At 61.7% G+C, this 16,915-nt stretch carries 23 protein-coding genes; 11 read left to right on the forward strand and 12 right to left on the reverse strand.

Annotation, left to right across the window (positions count from 1 at the left end; genetic code table 11):
- The 4 genes from V1283_RS00005 to V1283_RS00020 all read right to left on the reverse strand — a co-directional run.
- Positions 1 to 805, reverse strand: an 805-nt coding sequence (locus V1283_RS00005; RefSeq protein ID WP_442895684.1) for a class I SAM-dependent methyltransferase, incomplete at its 3' end; no start/stop codon positions are given.
- Between the two features lie 8 nt (positions 806 to 813).
- Positions 814 to 1,659 carry a prolipoprotein diacylglyceryl transferase gene (gene lgt / locus V1283_RS00010; protein WP_334384419.1) on the reverse strand — a complete coding sequence of 282 codons (846 nt, stop codon included), beginning with the start codon at positions 1,657 to 1,659 and terminating at the stop codon, positions 814 to 816.
- Positions 1,660 to 1,664: 5 nt separating this feature from the next.
- A complete protein-coding gene (locus tag V1283_RS00015) occupies positions 1,665 to 2,168 on the reverse strand; it encodes a GNAT family N-acetyltransferase (RefSeq protein ID WP_334384420.1) in 504 nt (167 codons plus the stop codon).
- Between the two features lie 13 nt (positions 2,169 to 2,181).
- On the reverse strand, positions 2,182 to 2,916 hold the full coding sequence (locus tag V1283_RS00020; protein WP_334384421.1) for a dienelactone hydrolase family protein: 735 nt from the start codon (positions 2,914 to 2,916) through the stop codon (positions 2,182 to 2,184).
- Between the two features lie 185 nt (positions 2,917 to 3,101).
- Between V1283_RS00020 and V1283_RS00025 the strand changes: the two genes are divergently transcribed.
- The 4 genes from V1283_RS00025 to ychF all read left to right on the forward strand — a co-directional run bounded on the left by V1283_RS00025 (position 3,102) and on the right by ychF (position 6,169).
- Positions 3,102 to 3,395 (forward strand): accessory factor UbiK family protein, encoded by a 294-nt coding sequence (locus V1283_RS00025; RefSeq protein WP_334384422.1) that lies wholly within the window; start codon positions 3,102 to 3,104, stop codon positions 3,393 to 3,395.
- Positions 3,396 to 3,679: 284 nt separating this feature from the next.
- Entirely contained in the window at positions 3,680 to 4,408 is a 729-nt protein-coding gene (locus tag V1283_RS00030) for a 50S ribosomal protein L25/general stress protein Ctc (protein WP_334384423.1), read from the forward strand.
- A gap of 21 nt (positions 4,409 to 4,429) precedes the next feature.
- Entirely contained in the window at positions 4,430 to 5,044 is a 615-nt protein-coding gene (gene pth / locus V1283_RS00035; protein ID WP_334384424.1) for an aminoacyl-tRNA hydrolase, read from the forward strand.
- Positions 5,045 to 5,071: 27 nt separating this feature from the next.
- Positions 5,072 to 6,169 carry a redox-regulated ATPase YchF gene (ychF, locus tag V1283_RS00040; protein WP_334384425.1) on the forward strand — a complete coding sequence of 366 codons (1,098 nt, stop codon included), beginning with the start codon at positions 5,072 to 5,074 and terminating at the stop codon, positions 6,167 to 6,169.
- Between the two features lie 130 nt (positions 6,170 to 6,299).
- Here the strand turns inward: ychF and V1283_RS00045 are convergent, their stop codons facing one another.
- Positions 6,300 to 6,593 carry a DUF4282 domain-containing protein gene (locus tag V1283_RS00045; protein WP_108522017.1) on the reverse strand — a complete coding sequence of 98 codons (294 nt, stop codon included), beginning with the start codon at positions 6,591 to 6,593 and terminating at the stop codon, positions 6,300 to 6,302.
- Positions 6,594 to 6,799: 206 nt separating this feature from the next.
- Between V1283_RS00045 and V1283_RS00050 the strand changes: the two genes are divergently transcribed.
- From V1283_RS00050 to V1283_RS00060, 3 genes are all read left to right on the forward strand, one after another.
- Positions 6,800 to 7,261: a MaoC family dehydratase gene (locus V1283_RS00050; protein ID WP_334384426.1), complete on the forward strand. Its 462-nt coding sequence runs from the start codon at positions 6,800 to 6,802 to the stop codon at positions 7,259 to 7,261.
- Between the two features lie 2 nt (positions 7,262 to 7,263).
- Positions 7,264 to 7,737 (forward strand): MaoC family dehydratase, encoded by a 474-nt coding sequence (locus tag V1283_RS00055; protein WP_334384427.1) that lies wholly within the window; start codon positions 7,264 to 7,266, stop codon positions 7,735 to 7,737.
- A 251-nt stretch (positions 7,738 to 7,988) separates the two neighbouring features.
- Positions 7,989 to 8,132 (forward strand): hypothetical protein, encoded by a 144-nt coding sequence (locus V1283_RS00060; protein ID WP_025590610.1) that lies wholly within the window; start codon positions 7,989 to 7,991, stop codon positions 8,130 to 8,132.
- Between the two features lie 36 nt (positions 8,133 to 8,168).
- Here the strand turns inward: V1283_RS00060 and V1283_RS00065 are convergent, their stop codons facing one another.
- From V1283_RS00065 to V1283_RS00090, 6 genes are all read right to left on the reverse strand, one after another.
- Positions 8,169 to 8,306 (reverse strand): hypothetical protein, encoded by a 138-nt coding sequence (locus V1283_RS00065; RefSeq protein ID WP_334384428.1) that lies wholly within the window; start codon positions 8,304 to 8,306, stop codon positions 8,169 to 8,171.
- 156 nt (positions 8,307 to 8,462) lie between these two features.
- Entirely contained in the window at positions 8,463 to 8,879 is a 417-nt protein-coding gene (locus V1283_RS00070; RefSeq protein WP_334384429.1) for a hypothetical protein, read from the reverse strand.
- Positions 8,880 to 9,061: 182 nt separating this feature from the next.
- Positions 9,062 to 9,964 (reverse strand): hypothetical protein, encoded by a 903-nt coding sequence (locus tag V1283_RS00075; protein ID WP_334384430.1) that lies wholly within the window; start codon positions 9,962 to 9,964, stop codon positions 9,062 to 9,064.
- A gap of 245 nt (positions 9,965 to 10,209) precedes the next feature.
- Positions 10,210 to 10,644, reverse strand: a complete 435-nt coding sequence (locus V1283_RS00080; protein ID WP_334384431.1) for a nuclear transport factor 2 family protein — start codon at positions 10,642 to 10,644, stop codon at positions 10,210 to 10,212.
- Positions 10,645 to 10,822: 178 nt separating this feature from the next.
- Entirely contained in the window at positions 10,823 to 11,092 is a 270-nt protein-coding gene (locus tag V1283_RS00085) for a hypothetical protein (RefSeq protein ID WP_334384432.1), read from the reverse strand.
- A gap of 165 nt (positions 11,093 to 11,257) precedes the next feature.
- On the reverse strand, positions 11,258 to 11,707 hold the full coding sequence (locus V1283_RS00090; RefSeq protein WP_334384433.1) for a nuclear transport factor 2 family protein: 450 nt from the start codon (positions 11,705 to 11,707) through the stop codon (positions 11,258 to 11,260).
- A gap of 206 nt (positions 11,708 to 11,913) precedes the next feature.
- Here V1283_RS00090 and V1283_RS00095 point away from each other — a divergent pair, with 206 nt between their 5' ends.
- The 3 genes from V1283_RS00095 (at position 11,914) to V1283_RS00105 (ending at position 14,021) form a co-directional block, all read left to right on the forward strand.
- Entirely contained in the window at positions 11,914 to 12,093 is a 180-nt protein-coding gene (locus V1283_RS00095; protein ID WP_334384434.1) for a hypothetical protein, read from the forward strand.
- A gap of 924 nt (positions 12,094 to 13,017) precedes the next feature.
- On the forward strand, positions 13,018 to 13,266 hold the full coding sequence (locus V1283_RS00100; RefSeq protein WP_334384435.1) for a hypothetical protein: 249 nt from the start codon (positions 13,018 to 13,020) through the stop codon (positions 13,264 to 13,266).
- A 215-nt stretch (positions 13,267 to 13,481) separates the two neighbouring features.
- Positions 13,482 to 14,021, forward strand: a complete 540-nt coding sequence (locus V1283_RS00105) for a GrpB family protein (RefSeq protein WP_334384436.1) — start codon at positions 13,482 to 13,484, stop codon at positions 14,019 to 14,021.
- Between the two features lie 55 nt (positions 14,022 to 14,076).
- Here the strand turns inward: V1283_RS00105 and V1283_RS00110 are convergent, their stop codons facing one another.
- Entirely contained in the window at positions 14,077 to 15,099 is a 1,023-nt protein-coding gene (locus V1283_RS00110) for a D-cysteine desulfhydrase family protein (RefSeq protein WP_334384437.1), read from the reverse strand.
- Positions 15,100 to 15,338: 239 nt separating this feature from the next.
- Between V1283_RS00110 and V1283_RS00115 the strand changes: the two genes are divergently transcribed.
- Positions 15,339 to 16,898, forward strand: a complete 1,560-nt coding sequence (locus V1283_RS00115) for a hypothetical protein (protein ID WP_334384438.1) — start codon at positions 15,339 to 15,341, stop codon at positions 16,896 to 16,898.
- Positions 16,899 to 16,915: the final 17 nt, after the last annotated feature.

The following is a 16,915-nucleotide window of genomic DNA, read 5'->3' on the forward strand; positions in this document are numbered from 1 at the left end:
GATTTTTCAGGGGATCGGCAAAGCTGTGACGCGCGATCGCCTGGAAGGTATCGCCGGCGTCGCTGCGCAGATGGCCGTAATCGATGATCAGCGCCGCGCCGTCCTGGTCGCGCACCCGCGCGGCGATCTTCATCATCTCGGTGTCCGGCCGCCACTCGAACACGGCGCCGACCGGGGCCGCGCGCACCAGCGGCGGCAGCAACACCTCGAAGCGCGGCATCGGGTCGTCCGAGGCTCCAAATACCAGCTTGCCATTGTCGTCGAGGTTGACGACACGCTCGTGCCAGCCGGTCTCGCGCTTGACCACCTGATGGATCGGCAGCACGTCGAAATATTCGTTGGCGAGAATGACCGCGGGGCCCTCCGGCACGTCGTCGATGCTGTCATGCCAGGTGATGTTGCGGGCGCCTGACAACGTCGTCCGCTGCTTTTCGCGCAGTACAGGGTTGATCTCGACGAGATCGATATGGAGCGATTGATAGAGCGGTGGCAGCACCCGGATCGCACGGAGCGCGTCCGCCATCATGGTGCCGCGGCCGGGGCCGAGTTCGACCAGCCGCAGCGTCGGCGGCGAGCCGATCGCCTTCCACACCGAGGCCGTCCATAGACCGAGCAGCTCGCCGAACATCTGGCTGACCTCGGGCGCGGTGGTGAAATCGCCCTCGCGGCCGAGCGGATCGCGCGACACGTAATAGCCGTGCTCGGGATGCATCAGGCACAGCTTCATGTATCGCCAGACCGGCATCGGTCCCGACGATCTGATCAGCTTGTGGATCTCCGCCTGCAGCGGTGAAAATTCGGTCACGGCCTGCCTTAAATCGACTTCTGTATATGCTCCGGCGTCTTGCGGCGCCATGCCATTATGATCAGGATGGCTCCAGCAATGATCATTGGCACCGACAACAGCATACCCATGGTCAGCCCGCGCCACAAAAATCCAAGCTGGGGATCGGGTTCGCGGAAAAACTCGCCCGTAATACGTGCAAGGCCATAGATCGTGATGAAGCTGCCGAGAATCAGGCCCGGCCGTTTCAACGCACCCATCCGGATCATGACAGCCAGGATGGCAAACAGCAGGATACCCTCGAGCGCAGCTTCGTAGAGCTGGCTTGGATGGCGGAAAAGGTGTTGCGTGTCATCGGGAAAGATCATTCTCCAGGGCACGCTGGCATCCGCCTCACGGCCCCACAACTCGCCCTTGATGAAGTTGGCGAGCCGCCCGAGGAATATTCCGATCGGAGCGACCGCGGTCGTGATGTCGCCAAGCGACAGGATGGAGATATTGTTCCTGAGTGCAAACAGCATCACCGCGGCGACGCAGCCGAGAAAGCCGCCGTGAAAGGACATGCCGCCCTCCCACAATTTGAAAATGGCGGCCGGATGCTCGATGAAGAAGGGGAGATTGTAGAACAGCACGTAGCCGGTGCGGCCGCCGAGGATGATGCCGAGGGTCACCCAGAGAATGAAGTCGTCGAGTTGCACCGGCGCGATCGGTGCCGGACCGCCCCACAATTTCTCGCTTCTGATCAGCGCGCGCGCATAGACCCATCCGATCACGATGCCGCTGATATAGGCCAGTGCATACCATCGGATCGCGAGTGGTCCGATCGATATGGCGACGGGATCAATTGTCGGAAAGGTGATGGCGAGAAAGGGCATCTGGCTCACAGGGTTTTGGTGTAGACCGCGTAGGCTACGCCGAAGATCGGCGGGGCATCATAGGCTTTGACGAACCCCATCTTCAGATACATCGGCAGGGCGACTGACATGATCGGACTGGTGTGGAGCGCGATGATCGGCGATCCGTCGCGCTTGGCTCTCGCAATACACGCATCGCTCAAGGCTCGCCCAATTCCTTTTCCGCGAAACGCGGGGTCGACGACCAGCATGCGAATGATGGGCCAGCGTTGATCGAAGAACGCGGCTTTTTGACTGTAGGGCCCGAAATAGGCGACGGCGCCCGCGAACTTGTCTCGGAGTTCGGCAATTTGGAGTTCGGCAATGATGACTTCTCCGCTCACGCTAAGCGCCGAGGTTTTCGACAGGCCGGCACGCATCGCCGGCCAGTCATCATAGTGGTCTCGAAACTCATCAAACGCCGAGATTGCAATCCGGTTCAGGTTTTCCGCGTCTGCACTTTGGTAATCTCTGAGTCGGATTTCTGCCATCGCCAGCCTGCGATCACGTCGACAGGTTGCGGTGATAGAGCGCCAGCAGCCGCTCCCAGTGCCGCTCGGCGGCATCGCGGTCATAGACCGGGCGTTTCGGGAAAGCGAAGCCGTGATGGGTGCCGGGATAGATCTCGACCTCGTTGTTCGATCCCTTCATGCCGGCCGCGACCTTGTCGATAATCTCCTGCGGCGCATAGACGTCGGTCTCGGCGCAGGCGAAATACAATTCGGCCTTGGTCTTTGTTGCGGCAAGATGCGGGCTGTCGGGTTGATCGGTCGCCAGGTGCGTGCCGTAGATCGAAGCTGCCGCCTTCACACGATCCGGAAAATGCGTCGCCGCGTTGACTGCGTAGCGGCCGCTCATGCAGTAGCCGACGGTGCCGACGATCTTGGTATTAGCTGCACTTTGCGTCTCGGCAAAGGCGAGCAAGGCCTTGGTATCCTCCATCACCAGGGGGATGTTGATCGAGTTCATCAGTTCGAACATCCTCTTGCGTTCGGGCGAATTTGGATCCGGATTGATCGGCCCGATCTCCATGACGCCTGAGCGGTAATACATGTTGGGCAGCATCACGTAATAGCCCGACGTGCCGAGCCGCCGCGCCATGTCGCGCAGTTCCTCGCGGATCGCCGGCGCGTCCATGTAGAAGATGATGACCGGAAAGGGCCCGCCGCGCTCGGGATGGGTGATGAAGGTCGTGGTCTTGCCGTCCTTGGTCGCAATATCGATCTGCTGGTCGATCATGGGCGTTTCTTCATGTGTTGTGATTCTGGTTTCTGGTTAAGCGCTTGATACGATTGCAAGGAAACCGGGGCATGACAAGGCGAAGGGCATCAGGTTGGTTTTGCACGGCGCACTTGAACCTTGTCCCTGGGATCGCCATTGTCATGTCTGTGACGATCAATTTGCAGCGACCGGAGCGTTTTCAGATGACCCAGACCAGCAATCGGTTTTTCGACGAGATCGGCCGTTTGATGAACGACGCCGCCGGCGCGGCCCAGGGCGTCAAGCGCGAGGTCGATACGGTCGTGCGCAACCAGGCCGAGCGCATCCTGCGCGATCTCGACCTCGTCAAGCGCGAGGAGTTCGACGCGGTCAAGGACATGGCGCGCCTGGCGCGCGAGGAGAATGAGGCGCTGAAGGGCCGGATCGCGGCGCTCGAAGCCAAGCTCGGCATTTCGCCGTCGGCGCCGGACGCCGGCAGCACGAAGACGGACGGGTAGGGATTTCATCACCAATCGTCATGGTCGGGTACATTCCCGGCCATCCACGGCTCTTCGTCGCGGCGGCAAGAACGTGGATGCCCGGCCCAAAACCGGGCATGACGGCTTTGGGGCCCTCAATGACCCTAAACCGCAGAAAAATCCCTTCATTTCCTTGTCATTTCTCGCCTTTGGGGCTAAAAGCCCGCCACGTCCGCAGCCCCCGCACCCCTGGAGGCTTGCTGTGGGACGCCAACGGGCCGCGATGCGGCCTTTAACTTTTTAGAAAACAAGGACTTAACACGATGGCGACCGTCAAGGAATTGAAGGCGACCGCGCGTCCGCAGAGCGGCAAGGGGGCCGCCCGGGCAGAGCGTCGCGCCGGGAGAGTGCCCGGAGTGATCTACGGCAACAACCAGCCCCCCGTGACCATTTCGGTCGACGACAAGGAACTGCGCCAGCGCATCCTCGCCGGCCGCTTCCTGACCACGATTTACGACATCGATCTCGAGGGCAAGAAGCACCGCGTGATTCCGCGCGACTTCCACCTCGATCCCGTTCGTGACTTCCCGCTGCACGTCGATTTCATGCGGCTCGGTGAAGGCGCGACCATCCGCGTCAGCGTTCCCCTGCACGTCGTGAACGGCGAAACCTCGCCCGGCGTCAAGCGCGGCGGCACCGTCAACATCGTCACCCACACCATCGATCTCGAATGCTCGGTCGACAATATTCCGCAGTACATCGAGGCCGATGTCAGCGCGCTGGAAATCAGCCACTCGCTGCATCTCTCCGAGATCAAGCTGCCGGCCGGCGTGAAGTCGCTGTCGCGTGAGGACGCGACGCTGGTGACCATCGTGCCGCCGTCCGGCTACGCCGAAGAACAGAAGGCTGCGGCGGCTGCTGCGGCTGCGGGCACGGCTGCTCCGGCGGCGGGTGCCGCGGCGGCGCCGGCGGCTGCTGCCGCCCCTGCGGCGGGTGCTGCCGCTCCGGCAGCTGGCGCGAAGGCGCCGGCTGGCGGCGACAAGAAGAAGTAAGCAGCGGCGGGATGCCGCGTCATGCGCCTGTTTGTCGGTCTCGGTAACCCCGGTTCGAAATACGCGAACAACCGGCACAATATCGGCTTCATGGCCGTCAATGAAATTGCGCGGCGTCACGGTTTCGCACCGTGGCGCCGCCGTTTTCAGGGCGAGACCTCCGAAGGCACACTCGATCGCGAAAAGGTCGTTCTGCTGCGGCCGACCACCTACATGAACGAGTCCGGGCGCGCGGTTCAGGAAGCCGCCAACTTCTTCAAGCTGTCCGCCGGTGACATTACCGTGTTTCAGGACGAACTCGAACTGCCGGCGGCGAAGGTGCGCGTCAAGATCGGCGGCGGCATCGCCGGTCATAACGGACTGCGCTCGATCTCCTCGCATATCGGCAACGACTACCGCCGGGTGCGGCTCGGGATCGGTCATCCCGGCGTCAAGGAACTGGTGCACAGCCACGTGCTGTCCGACTTTGCCAAGAGCGATCGGCCGTGGGTAGAAGCGCTGTGCGAGGCGATTGCCGACAATGCCGGGCTGCTGGCGACCGGCAAGGACTCGACCTTCCAGAACAAGGTACATCTGGTTCTGCAGGCCAAGGGAATTTTAGACAAGGGCGATGGTGACGCCAAGGGCGGCAGCTGACATCGCGAACGGACTTCAGGACGTATTATGGGATTCAAATGCGGTATCGTTGGCCTGCCCAATGTCGGCAAGTCGACGCTGTTCAACGCGCTGACCGAGACGGCGGCGGCGCAGGCGGCGAATTATCCGTTCTGCACCATCGAGCCGAATGTCGGCGAGGTCGCCGTGCCTGATCCCAGGCTCGACAAGCTGTCGGCGATCGCAAGCTCCGCGCAGATCATCCCGACCCGGCTGACCTTTGTCGACATTGCGGGCCTCGTCCGCGGCGCCTCGAAGGGCGAAGGCCTCGGCAACCAGTTCCTCGCCACCATCCGCGAGGTCGACGCGGTCGCGCATGTGGTGCGGTGTTTCGAGGATTCCGACATCACCCATGTCGAAGGCAAGATTGCGCCGCTGGCCGACATCGAGACCATCGAAACCGAACTGATGCTTGCCGATCTCGACAGCCTGGAAAAGCGCGTCGACAATCTCGCCAAAAAGGCCAAGGGCAACGACAAGGACGCCAAGGAGGCGCTCGATCTCGTCAACCGAGCGCTGGCGCTGCTGCGCGACGGCAAGCCGGCGCGCTTTCTCGAGCGCAAGCCCGAGGAAGAGCGCGCGTTCAATATGCTGGGCCTGCTGACGTCGAAGCCGGTGCTCTACGTCTGCAACGTCGAGGAAGGCTCGGCCAAGGACGGCAACAGCTTTTCAAAGCAGGTGTTCGAGCACGCCAAGAAGGAAGGCGCGGTCGCCGTGGTGATCTCGGCCAAGATCGAATCCGAGATCGCGACCCTGTCACGCGAGGAGCGCACCGAGTTTTTGGAGACGCTCGGTCTTGAGGAGGCCGGCCTCGACCGGCTGATCCGCGCCGGCTACCAGCTGCTCGATCTCATCACCTATTTTACCGTCGGCCCGAAGGAGGCCCGCGCCTGGACCATCCACCGCGGCACCAAGGCGCCCGCGTCGGCCGGCGTGATCCATACCGATTTCGAAAAAGGCTTCATCCGGGCCGAGACCATCGCCTATGCCGATTACGTCGCGCTGAACGGCGAAGCCGGCGCCCGCGACGCCGGCAAGCTCAGGCTGGAAGGCAAGGAATATGTCGTCGCCGACGGCGACGTGATGCATTTCAGGTTTAATACCTAGAATTCTTCGCCACCAACTCCGCCGTCATCCTGAGGAGCCGCGCTTTTGCGCGGCGTCTCGAAGGATGGGCCGCGGGCTCTATCATCCTTCGAGACGCGCGTTCCGCGCTCCTCAGGATGACGGAGAAAGCCTACCGCATCTGCCCCTGATCGCGGATCGCGCCGAGGTGCTCGTTGATGCGGAAGACGATCAGGATGAATTCCGCGGCGATGCGCGAAAACACCACGCCGACCACGATACCGGCGATCGAGGACAGCAACAGGATGAACCCGCCGAACGGGCTGATCGCCATCGCGGCAAGCGCCGAAAAGATCCCGGACAGGCCGAACAGCACGATCAAGCCGATGACCAGCCAGTAGAAGGTCTTGATGATCGTGGGCGTGATGAAGCGGTCCCACTGAAACAGATCCTGAAAATCCAACATGGATGGTTCTCCGGCGAATCAAACAACCTGGTCCCAGACCGCACAGGGCTAGCCCCGAAAATTGTTCCGGGCAAGTCACGGGCGAGCGCCGCTGGCGGTACTCGCCCGTGGCGAACAAGCCATGCGGGTGGGTGGGTTGAGATTGCCGCAAATAACGGCCACATTCGGGCTTCTCCACCGTTAATCCCAGTCCAAATTTTCAATCGATGACAACGCTGACCTTCGAAGACTTCACGCCCGGCCATTTCGGCAGGTTCGGACCGCGCCACGTCACGCGCGAGGACATTTTGGCCTTTGCCGCCGAATTCGACCCGCAGCCGATGCATCTGGACGAGGCCGCCGCCAATGCGTCGATGCTGAAGGGGCTGTCCGGATCGGGCTGGCACCTCGGCTCGATCATGATGCGGATGCTGTTTGACGGCTTTATCGGCCGTACCGCCTCGCTCGGCTCGCCCGGCGTCAACGAGATGCGCTGGCTGGCGCCGCTCCGGCCGGGCGACGACCTGACGCTGGATGTCGACGTCGCGGAGGCCCGGATTTCGAAGAGCCGTCCTGAAACCGGCATCGTGACCTTCAAGGGCACCATCCGCAACGCGGCCGGCGTGGTGCTGTGCGAGATGGAGTCGCCGATCATCGTGCGCCGGCGCGCCGAATCGGGGGCGAAGTAGCGATGCGTTTCTTCGAGGACATCGAGATCGGCGCGCAGCGCGAGTTCGGCTCGTTCACCTTCACCGCCGCCGACATCAAGAAGTTTGCCACGCAGTTCGATCCGCAGCGCTTTCATCTCGATGAGGAGGAAGGACGCAAATCCCTGTTCGGGGGACTGGCTGCGTCGGGCTGGCACGTCGCCGCGGTCTGCATGAAGCTCCTGGTCGCCGACGGCAAGCGGTTGACGGCGGAGGCTGTCGCACGCGGCGAGCAGGTCGCGGTGTGGGGGCCATCGCCCGGCTTTCGTGAATTGCGCTGGATCAAGCCGGTGCTGGCCGGCGACACCATCGACTTTTCCAGCGTGGTTGAAACCAAGCGGACCTCGGAGAAGCGTCCCGAATGGGGCATCGTGCAGGCCCGCAATACCGGCACCAACCAGCGCGGCGAGCAGGTGTACTCGTTCCTCGCGACCGCCTTCGTGCCGCGACGGAGTTAGCTACCCGCAGATCAACCGTAGCCCGGATGGAGCGAAGCGAAATCCGGGGCAGGCCCGCGGCGGATATGGTGTTCCCGGATTTCGCTGCGCTCCATCCGGGCTACGTGCCCCCAGTCCGGGCGCAACATGGTTAGCGAGTCGTGCCGTTAGCTCCTCGTAATCCATGACTCCATGGAATGGATTTCTTGCTAACGCATTTTGAACTTTCTGCCTGCCATATGCGTCTCAGGGGAAGTACCGAGGGGATGACCATGGCAGATCGCGGCAGCCTGAAATTCGTCGGCTTTATCTTCGCAACCGTCACGATGGCGGTGATGCTGACCGCCACGATGGTGGTGAAATCCTACGCCGACGGTGTCTACACGATCGAGGACACCGCGTTCGTCCGCCAGTAGCCGGCGAATCGGATCGCCGTGAGCGCTGAAGAAAGTTCAGCGGCTCCAGATCAGCGTCATCGCCACGACCGCAAACGTCAGCAGTCCGACGAAGCGGATCACGATCGTGCCCACGCGATGCGACGATTGCCGCAGCGGCATTGAATCAACGTTGTCTGGCTGAACGTTTTGCATCGCCGGTGTGTCCCCAAAAGGTGCCTGTCGCCACGTGACGACATCCGTCCCTGGACGCGACCGTGTTTATAAAGTTCAGATCGAACACAGCCAAACAAAACCGCCGCGCTCCCTTACGGAACACGGCGGAGTGTCAGATTTTTGCAACGATCGCGCTTAGCTGTTGCGCAGACCGTCGGCGGCGCGCTTCCACTGCGTGACGTTGTCGGCGATCATGCGCGTCGACTTCATCGCGGCCTGGCTGAGCTGGGCATAGCCGGAAATCTCGCGCTGGACGCGCTGGCCTTCGGCATGAAGCAGGTCGCGGAGGCTTTCGAGTTCGGAAATCAGCTTCTCGATTTCCGCCAGCGAAGTGCCGGCGACGCGCTGGATCAGCGAATTGACGTTGTTGACGGTGGCTTCCGCATTGGCGTCGAGCGGCGCAGTCTCCGCGGCGACCGCGGGCCGGCGCAGATAGGCAATGTCGTTGCGAACGAATTCGCGGATACCGGCTTCGACTTCGGATACGGCGGCGAGATCGTTGTCGACTTCCGGGGTTTCATCAATCTGTTCCGGACGAATGGTGGCGTTCATCGGCAATTCCTCTGTTTCGCTTTCAGGCGAGCGCGGACGTCCCCCGCACGACGAAGTGGAGCGGGGTCCATCTGCGCTGCCGATTTTGGCCGCATCTGGGCCAATCTGCGGCAATGGTGGATCATTCTCGGGGGCGGGGGTTTTGGGGCGGAAAACGCGTCAAATCGGGACATTTCCGGCCCTTACCAGCTGCGTTTGAAGCCTGCGCTGAGGCTCTTGCTGGCGGCGCCGGACGGCGTTTCGCCGATCGAGCCGGAAATGGTGACGCCGTCGAACAGCTTCTGCTCGGCGCCGACCTTGCGCAGCCATCTGTCGTCCGACGTCGACAGGGTCTGGCCGGCGATCAGGCTGGTGCCGGTGTCGGCAATGCTGAGCTTTGCCGACTGGTCGGTCTCGTAGCTGCGCGCAGGATGGCTGACGATGCCGGGCACCGGCACGAGGCCCTGCTGAATCAAATTGTAGTCGTTCTTCAGGGTCACCGAATATTGCTCGCTGAGCGGCAGCGATTTGCTCAAGGAGGTGCCGAGCCTGCTCTGCTCGGATCCGGGATCGACGCGGGCCTCGACCGAGGTCTTGTCCCAGATCGAGGCGACGCCGGGGGCCGTGATCGCCGCCCAGGCGGTGCCGGAGGATTGCGGCAGGCTGCCGCCATTGGCGAGTTTTTCCGAGAGCAACTCCGACGTGGTCGCCGTGCCCTGCCGTGCGACCGTCATGTCGGCGCCGACGCGCGTATCCAAGAACGGCGAGATGGACTGCTTGACCGACACCGCGGAGGTGCCGTTCGCCCTTTCATTGGCGGACCACGCGGCATCCGCGCTGGCGACGGCTTTCGACGCGCCGCCTCCCTTGGGCTCCGGACCGGTCAGGGTCGACGCATCGACATTGAGCAGGCTCCAGTCGAGCTTGCTGACGTCGATGTCCTTCATGATGTCGACGTCGTTGACGTCGGGCGCCGTCTCGGTCTCTTCCGCCACCGGCATTTCCGGATCGTCGTCGGAAGGCGGCGTTTGCGCCGCTGCCGCCACCATCGAAGCCAAACTTACGCCGGCCACCAGCATTGGCAGCCGCGCCCAGCCAAACCGCATTTTGGGAATCATTGCCCGCCCGCATTCCAAGTCTCGCCCAGAATGCGTTCGCTCTGTTGCGAAATTATGGCGTGCGCGATCTTTGCTCACTTCACGTGAACGTCATGGCCGGGCACAGCGCGTCATCGCGCCAGAGACCCGGCCATCCACGCCCCCTTGGGGCTGGCGAAGGAAGACGTGGATGCCCAGGCGCGAAGATGCTGCTCGCGCTTCCGGGCATGACGATTGGAATCGATTGACGTGAGCTAGATCGCCATCCGCGGCAGGTGAATCGGATAGCCTACGGTCTGCTCGACCAGATCGAAGGTGTCGACCAGCACACGGAAGTTGGTCAGGCGACCGGCCCTGAACTGGGCGAAATGGGCGATCCGCAAGGAGATCGGCTTGTTCGAATCCAGCGCGGTCAGCGAATAGCGCATCATCGAGGAGGCCGAATCCACCCCCAGCATGATCGATTCGCGGTCGAAGCGGTGGACGCGGAAGTTGTCCGCGATCTGCCTGATCACATCGATCACGGCCGCCTTGCCACGGCGCGAGCCGAAGAATGAATACATGTCGATCGGTCCATAGATCGCCCAGTCGACATCCTCGTCGAGCAGCGCTTCGAGATCGGCGGGCTGGCGTTCATTGATCGCGCGATGAAACGCACGCGAAAAACGCCAGAGACTATGCTCTGTCATTTTAAGTTGGTCCTTGAAAACTGGATTTGCAAACAGCAATCACGCCCTAATGAGCATCGTCATCGATGCCGGGCTGAAATGCTGTACTCACTGTTGGAGCTACAAATAGAGCAGCTCGCCCAAATTACAATCATTGTTTCTGCATTGCACAAATGCGGCGTTTTCGCCCGTTTTCCGGTCACTTATCAGTCATGACGGCGCACCGGCTCGCGCTCGATGGCGATTCCGGCGTCGCGAATGCGATGATGCCGAACAGCAGGGCGCCGCCGATTCCGCTGATCACAGCCTGCAGCGGCATGAAGGTGAAGAACACCGGTATCCCGCTATCGCCTTCAAAACTCGTGGTTTTGAAGATTTCGACCCAGGCGAGTCCAGCCCCGATGCCCAGCGCCGTGCCGACCAGCGCCCCCTGCGCCAAGCCAGGCAAAGCCGGCAGGGCGATCTTCATACGTTCTTCGTGTCGGAAACAGCCCTGTGGTGTGTCACGGCAAGCGCGACGAGGTTCAATGCTGCGCGGAAAATGAGCGGCGCGTTTGGCGTGCACATCCGACGTGCAGTCACACATCCGAGCTCTACGCCGCGGCGTGTCCCGGAATGACAGAGTCCACAAACGCTAGATCGGGTCCGGCCTTCTGCCGGTCAGGATCGCGGCGACGTCGCGTTCGAGCAGTTGCTGGACCAGATCGAAGGTGTCGATGACTTCCCTGATCTGGCTGATCTTGCCGTCGCGCAGCGTATAGAAGCCGGCGACGTCGAACTGCACCATGCGCTGATTGATGCTCTTGCGGAAGAACACGCGGATGAACGCGGCCGCCTTGTCGCCCTCGGTGACCAGCATCGGCACCTCGCAGCGCAGCTCGGAATAGCGGGCCCGCACCGCATTCCACATCTCGCGCATTTCGGCCTTGCCGCGGCGGTGGCCCATATGCGGCAGGATGTCGATCGGGGCGTTGGCGAGGAATTCGATGTCGTCGGTGCAGCGCTCGAGCGTGGCTTCGACGTCGCCGGAATACAGGACGTTGAGGAAATCCAGCACGTGCTGACGATTTGATCCCTCGGTCATTCGCCCACCTTGTGTTCGATCCCGCGATTGCGGCCGGTCCCATTGTGAACGGAACGGCACAGGTATCAATCAGCAAAAGGATTTAAAGTCTCTGAAAGTATGTTTCTGAAGGTATTCGGACGCAGCCGCCGTTGCACGCCGACGTGCCCCGGGAACGATCCCGCCACGGCCGGCGTTGTTTCTCATCCGTTGATACGGAGACCATGATGACGAAAACCGCACCTCCGATCCCGGAAGGTAACCAGAGCCACAAGGGCGCGGGCAGCGCGCCCAGCGTTCCCCTCGACACCACCAAGGGCCATCGCGACGACGAGAAGAACAACATCCGCGAACAGGCCGCGCACGGCAATCTGACGCAGAACACGAGCAACCGCCGGTCGGGGTGAGGGGGCGCGATTCTCCGCTCTCGACGTCGTCCCTGCGAACGCAGGGACCCATAACCACCGCCGGAAGTTTTGCGAAAGGCGTCGGCCGCACTGCCTTATCGATAGATCACGCGGTATGGGTCCCTGCGTTCGCAGGGACGACAGCGAGTGTGCCGCGTGCTCGTTTTCGAATTTCAAACAGCCATCATCCTACAAGAAGACACGCCTTCGCATTCCCGCGGCGCGAGGCGCCCGAAGTGATGCGATCGGCGATGCCCTCGAAAACGAAGAGGGCACAGGGAAAGCCGGGTGCCCTCAGCACCCGCGATCGTGCGCACAAAATGCACACGGGTGACCGCAAGGTGCGCCGGAATACCCGGCCTTCCCTGCGCAATGGTTTTACGGCTTATAGCGCGCTCTCCCCGGCGACGAATTCCTCTTGCCACCGTCGCTGATGGATTGGCGACTGGCCGAAGCCCGGTTGGGCTCGACAAATCTCCATCAGCTTGACACCAGCCACGGGTGCCAGGACCACACGCCTTTGCCGTCCGCGGCTTCCTCCGCCAAAACGCTTCGACCGGCTCATGTGCTGCCGACCGAAATTCTGGCGAAGGCGTTTAAGCGCCGTTCGTCTGCGCGCCGGCTGCTCGCTCACAGGCCGAAGCCCGCCCTGCGATCCCGTTCGCGCCCGACGCTGCCGCGTCCATCGCATCCCGCACCCAACGTCCGTGACGATCGCGATACGCCCCTCTCATGGGCGCGGGATGGCGGGAGTTGTAGGGGTGATTTGGGGTAACGGCGAAGCGATTTATTTTCGCTGACGGGACTGGACCACCCAAATCGCCTTGATCGGCCTGATGAAATCGGCGTTTTGGCGCAGCGCGCTTTGCGATGAATTGAGACCGCGAAGAGAGGTTCACCGGGCGAACGGCCGCCGCGTGACGCATGTCACGGCGCATCGGCGCGCGGGCGGACATGCTGGCGTGCACGCTCCACGGCGTGTTCACGGCCTGGCTCGCGCCAAAATTTCCAAAATTCTTCAAGCACGGATACGAGCCCCTGTTCTTCAACGCTGGCCTGTCGTTCGCCGAGAAGATCGAGAAGTGGCGCGAGCGGCCGACGACGTCGGTGCAATTGGTGACGACCGAACTGATGCTGGCGCTGCTGGCAGTGGCGGTAGTGAGTATGAGGTGAGCCATCCTCGTTTGTCCCGGGCGCGTCGAACTGCCGGCACGGGTTCAACTATTTTCTGCCGGACGCAACCAGCTTTTCATGAATGGGCCAGATTGCTGGACTAGATCGTATGAAGTCGAGCGCCGATGACTCGCGCGGCCGCAGTTTTGCGCCGGACGACAAGTTGCCTGCACAAGTAGCGCTTTTGCAAAATCTGACCTATCCAGGAGGTCGGTATGGAACGATATGGCGGTGGCGCTATCGAGGTTCGTGACTACGACCCGAGATGGCCTGCTTTGTTCGATGAAGAATGCGAGCGCCTGCAGGGTGTGTTTGGTCCGGCGGTCGCGATCGAACATATCGGAAGTACGTCAGTGCCCGGATTGGCGGCTAAACCGATTATCGATCTGTTGGTCGGCGTGCAGAGCCTCGCTTTAGCGAAGTCCACTTGCGTGGAGCCGCTTCGAGCACTGCGCTACACTTATATACCCGAGTACGAAACATGGTTGCCGGCCGAGCTGTTCTTCCGCAAGGGGATACCGGGTCCCTGGACCCACCACGTCCATGTCATGGAGCCGTCCAACCCGCGCTGGCAGGACTTTCTGTTGTTTCGCGACTATTTGCGCGCTCACCCGGAGACGGCGAGCGCCTATGGGAGCTTGAAGAAGTCGCTCGCACGCGCGTTCGGGGACGACATCGAAGGATTTCGCAATGGGAAGCATGCATTCGTTAAGACGGTGACGGCAAAGGCTCGATCGGAGTTCGGTACACGTTAGCAGAATGCGCACCAGAAGCCTCCCCACCCCTGGTGGTGACTTCGGCCCCGCCAGCTCAAATCCCGAGCGCGCTCTGGTAGGCGAAAAGCGCCGGTGCGCCGCCGGTGTGCAGGAAGATGACATCCTCGTCGCTGCGCCAGCGCCCCTGGCGGATCAGGGCGATCAGGCCCGCGAGGCCCTTGCCCGAATAGACGGGATCGAGTGGAAGCGCCTCGAGCTGGCCGGCGAGGCGGATCGCTTCGATGGTGGCTTCGTGCGGAACCCCGTAGGCAAGGCCCGCATGGCCCGCGACGACTTCCACGCTTGCTTCGTCGAAGAGAATATCAAGCAGGTTGGACGCTTCTTGCGCAAACGCCACGACGTCGGCGCGCACCCGCGCGGGCTCGGCGTCGATATCGATCCCGACGATCCGCGTGTCTGGCATGGCGACGGCGGCACCGACGACGAGGCCTGCCTGCGTGCCGCCGCTGCCGGTGCAGTGGACGATCGCGGTTGGCGCAAAACCCAACTGCGCGGCCTGCGGTTCGATCTCGGCGATCGTCGTGGCATAGGCGACGGCGCCGAGCGCATTCGAGACGCCGTAAGGAACAAAATAGGGCTTGTGACCCTTCGCCTGGAGATCGTCGACGAGCGCGCGAATGGCGGCATTGCGGTCGCCGGTCCATGGCACATCATGGAGATGCGCGCCGAACAGCCGATTGAGAAACGCGTTGCCGGAGGTCTTGTATTCCGGCGTCGGCGGTTCGAGCCGACCGTGGTAGACGGCAAGATGGCAGGCGAGGCCGAGCTTGGCCGCCGCCGCCGCAACCTGCCGCTGGCTGTTCGATTGCACGACACCGCCCGAGACGATCGTATCGGCGCCGCTGGAAACGGCCTCCTGCAGGACGTAGTCGAGCTTGCGCAACTTGTTGCCGCCAAAGCCGAGCCCGGTCGCATCCTCGCGCTTGACCCACAGCCGCGGTCCGCCGAGATGCGCCGTCAGCCGCTTCATCGGTCCGAGCGGGGTCGGCAGGCTGGCCAAGCCGAGGCGAGGAAAGGCGGCGAGCCGGTCGGACAATGGCCTGCGATCGGTTTGCATCGTTCTGTCCGTCTGACTCGCAAGTGATGTTCCGACAATGGCCCGACGGCCGCTATTATTATAGCCCCGTCGACGATAGCTGCATCAGCCAAGCGAACGATAGGGGTCTCCGCGCGGCCCATCGCACCATTTCGCTGCGCCATGGTCGGATTTTTTAGACCCGCTGTCACATTTTTATGGCTAAACTCTAGGTTCTTGATGAAGTAATTTTCAATTTTCAATTTGCGAGGGGATTTCTCATGCCGATTCGCAAGAAGACCTCAGATCAGGTGCGCGATCTTGCCGTCGTGGCCCAATGTCTCGACAATCAATGGCTTCCGCCGGAGCTGGCCAGCAAGCTCGACGGCGAGCGCGGTTACCACAGCCTGGGGGAGCACCGCACGGACGCCATCCGGCGCGAGTTCATGGGAGCGCTGCTGACGTCGGAACAGCTTATCCTCAACCGCGCCTACCTCTACAGCAATGACGTGATCGGCGATCTATGCTCGCACAAGACCGAGAGAGACGAGTTGGTCAAGCTGTTCGACAAGGAGCAGATGATCATCTTCTTCGCCGGCGAGCGATCGCTGGAAGACAAGCTCAATTTCAAGACCTATGAACATCACCTCACGGGCCATCAGCTGGCGGCATTACGGGCGCTGTTCACCAATTCGGATATCCCTTGCCTGCGCTTTGACTGGAACGATGACGAGCGAAACCGGGATATGCTGGTCAATCACCTGGCGCGGCCGTTTCACAACTATGCCCAGACCCTGAACACCGTTGATCATTTCGAGAGGCTCGCGGCCGATCTGAAGATTCCCGAACAGAAGTGGGAGCATTTTGCGGACACGATCGCGGAAGTCGTCAAGTTCGCGGTTGGCAAACGCGCGTGGCGTCAGGAGGGCGGACCGAGCTATGTCACGCGCGAGCAAATGTACGAACAATTCGTCTCGCTCGAGGGCAAGACGGTCGGAGGCTTCCTCGATGCCAACAAGCCGTTTGCGCGGGAAATCAAGGCGTTGGTCGACCTGAAATACAACTGCAACCTGCCGGACGCGCTGTCACGCTACGCCGTCACCTCGGCCGGCGACATCGACCGGACCGTGCTGCACGAGCCGCCAAAGAGCGAAGTCCAGCTTTCGCTGTTCGACGCAGAGGACGAGGCGGCCTTCATCGACCTTCTGACGCGCGGCGCTTTCGACGAATTGAACACGTTCAATTCCTTCGACTTCCTGCAGAAGCTGAGCCTCGCCGACGTTCTCCAGCTGCGCGCCAATCCAAGCTGGAGCGAATACGCGGACACGGTGAAGCGAATCCTGCCTGCGCGCAACAGCGGGCGGCTGGCCGCTCATGCCATATTCGATTCCAAGAACCTGGAAGCGCTGAATCAGGTTCATGCAGCCCTTCTCACCAATGCAGCACAGGTCGTTGCAACGCGCGAAGTGATGGAGGAGGTATCCGGGTGGTGGGAGATCGGCGCATCCTTCGCAAATGTGGGCGTCAAGATCTTCTCGGAGTTTGTCGGCGGACACAGCATCGAAATACCGCATGAGCTGCCTTCGATGTTCGCGGAAGCAACCTCGCCGATCCTGATCGAGGCGACCTACAACACGATTGACAAGCGCGGACGGAAACGGGCCATTCGCAAATATCCGCTCTTGAAGAAGCGCGTCGAAAATCCGGCCGACATGTTTCGTCGAACCAGAGAAAAGATAGCAGCCTATCAGAAGGCCAGAGGCAATGTATCAGTGAAGGACACGAGCGAAACAAAGGCCCGCGAGGATGATCGGGAGAACACGATCAATCTTCCGGAATAGCGAGGAGCATCGGAAAT

Source organism: Bradyrhizobium sp. AZCC 2262 (genome assembly GCF_036924535.1).
Taxonomy (GTDB): domain Bacteria; phylum Pseudomonadota; class Alphaproteobacteria; order Rhizobiales; family Xanthobacteraceae; genus Bradyrhizobium.

Bases quoted from the DNA above. Each gene is read 5' to 3' on its own strand.
- lgt (WP_334384419.1), bottom strand. From the start codon at position 1,659: ATGCCCTTTCTCGCCATCACCTTTCCGACAATTGATCCCGTCGCCATA.
- V1283_RS00015 (WP_334384420.1), bottom strand. From the start codon at position 2,168: ATGGCAGAAATCCGACTCAGAGATTACCAAAGTGCAGACGCGGAAAAC.
- V1283_RS00020 (WP_334384421.1), bottom strand. From the start codon at position 2,916: ATGATCGACCAGCAGATCGATATTGCGACCAAGGACGGCAAGACCACG.
- V1283_RS00025 (WP_334384422.1), top strand. From the start codon at position 3,102: ATGACCCAGACCAGCAATCGGTTTTTCGACGAGATCGGCCGTTTGATG.
- V1283_RS00030 (WP_334384423.1), top strand. From the start codon at position 3,680: ATGGCGACCGTCAAGGAATTGAAGGCGACCGCGCGTCCGCAGAGCGGC.
- pth (WP_334384424.1), top strand. From the start codon at position 4,430: ATGCGCCTGTTTGTCGGTCTCGGTAACCCCGGTTCGAAATACGCGAAC.
- ychF (WP_334384425.1), top strand. From the start codon at position 5,072: ATGGGATTCAAATGCGGTATCGTTGGCCTGCCCAATGTCGGCAAGTCG.
- V1283_RS00045 (WP_108522017.1), bottom strand. From the start codon at position 6,593: ATGTTGGATTTTCAGGATCTGTTTCAGTGGGACCGCTTCATCACGCCC.
- V1283_RS00050 (WP_334384426.1), top strand. From the start codon at position 6,800: ATGACAACGCTGACCTTCGAAGACTTCACGCCCGGCCATTTCGGCAGG.
- V1283_RS00055 (WP_334384427.1), top strand. From the start codon at position 7,264: ATGCGTTTCTTCGAGGACATCGAGATCGGCGCGCAGCGCGAGTTCGGC.
- V1283_RS00060 (WP_025590610.1), top strand. From the start codon at position 7,989: ATGGCAGATCGCGGCAGCCTGAAATTCGTCGGCTTTATCTTCGCAACC.
- V1283_RS00065 (WP_334384428.1), bottom strand. From the start codon at position 8,306: ATGCAAAACGTTCAGCCAGACAACGTTGATTCAATGCCGCTGCGGCAA.
- V1283_RS00070 (WP_334384429.1), bottom strand. From the start codon at position 8,879: ATGAACGCCACCATTCGTCCGGAACAGATTGATGAAACCCCGGAAGTC.
- V1283_RS00075 (WP_334384430.1), bottom strand. From the start codon at position 9,964: ATGCGGTTTGGCTGGGCGCGGCTGCCAATGCTGGTGGCCGGCGTAAGT.
- V1283_RS00080 (WP_334384431.1), bottom strand. From the start codon at position 10,644: ATGACAGAGCATAGTCTCTGGCGTTTTTCGCGTGCGTTTCATCGCGCG.
- V1283_RS00085 (WP_334384432.1), bottom strand. From the start codon at position 11,092: ATGAAGATCGCCCTGCCGGCTTTGCCTGGCTTGGCGCAGGGGGCGCTG.
- V1283_RS00090 (WP_334384433.1), bottom strand. From the start codon at position 11,707: ATGACCGAGGGATCAAATCGTCAGCACGTGCTGGATTTCCTCAACGTC.
- V1283_RS00095 (WP_334384434.1), top strand. From the start codon at position 11,914: ATGACGAAAACCGCACCTCCGATCCCGGAAGGTAACCAGAGCCACAAG.
- V1283_RS00100 (WP_334384435.1), top strand. From the start codon at position 13,018: ATGTCACGGCGCATCGGCGCGCGGGCGGACATGCTGGCGTGCACGCTC.
- V1283_RS00105 (WP_334384436.1), top strand. From the start codon at position 13,482: ATGGAACGATATGGCGGTGGCGCTATCGAGGTTCGTGACTACGACCCG.
- V1283_RS00110 (WP_334384437.1), bottom strand. From the start codon at position 15,099: ATGCAAACCGATCGCAGGCCATTGTCCGACCGGCTCGCCGCCTTTCCT.
- V1283_RS00115 (WP_334384438.1), top strand. From the start codon at position 15,339: ATGCCGATTCGCAAGAAGACCTCAGATCAGGTGCGCGATCTTGCCGTC.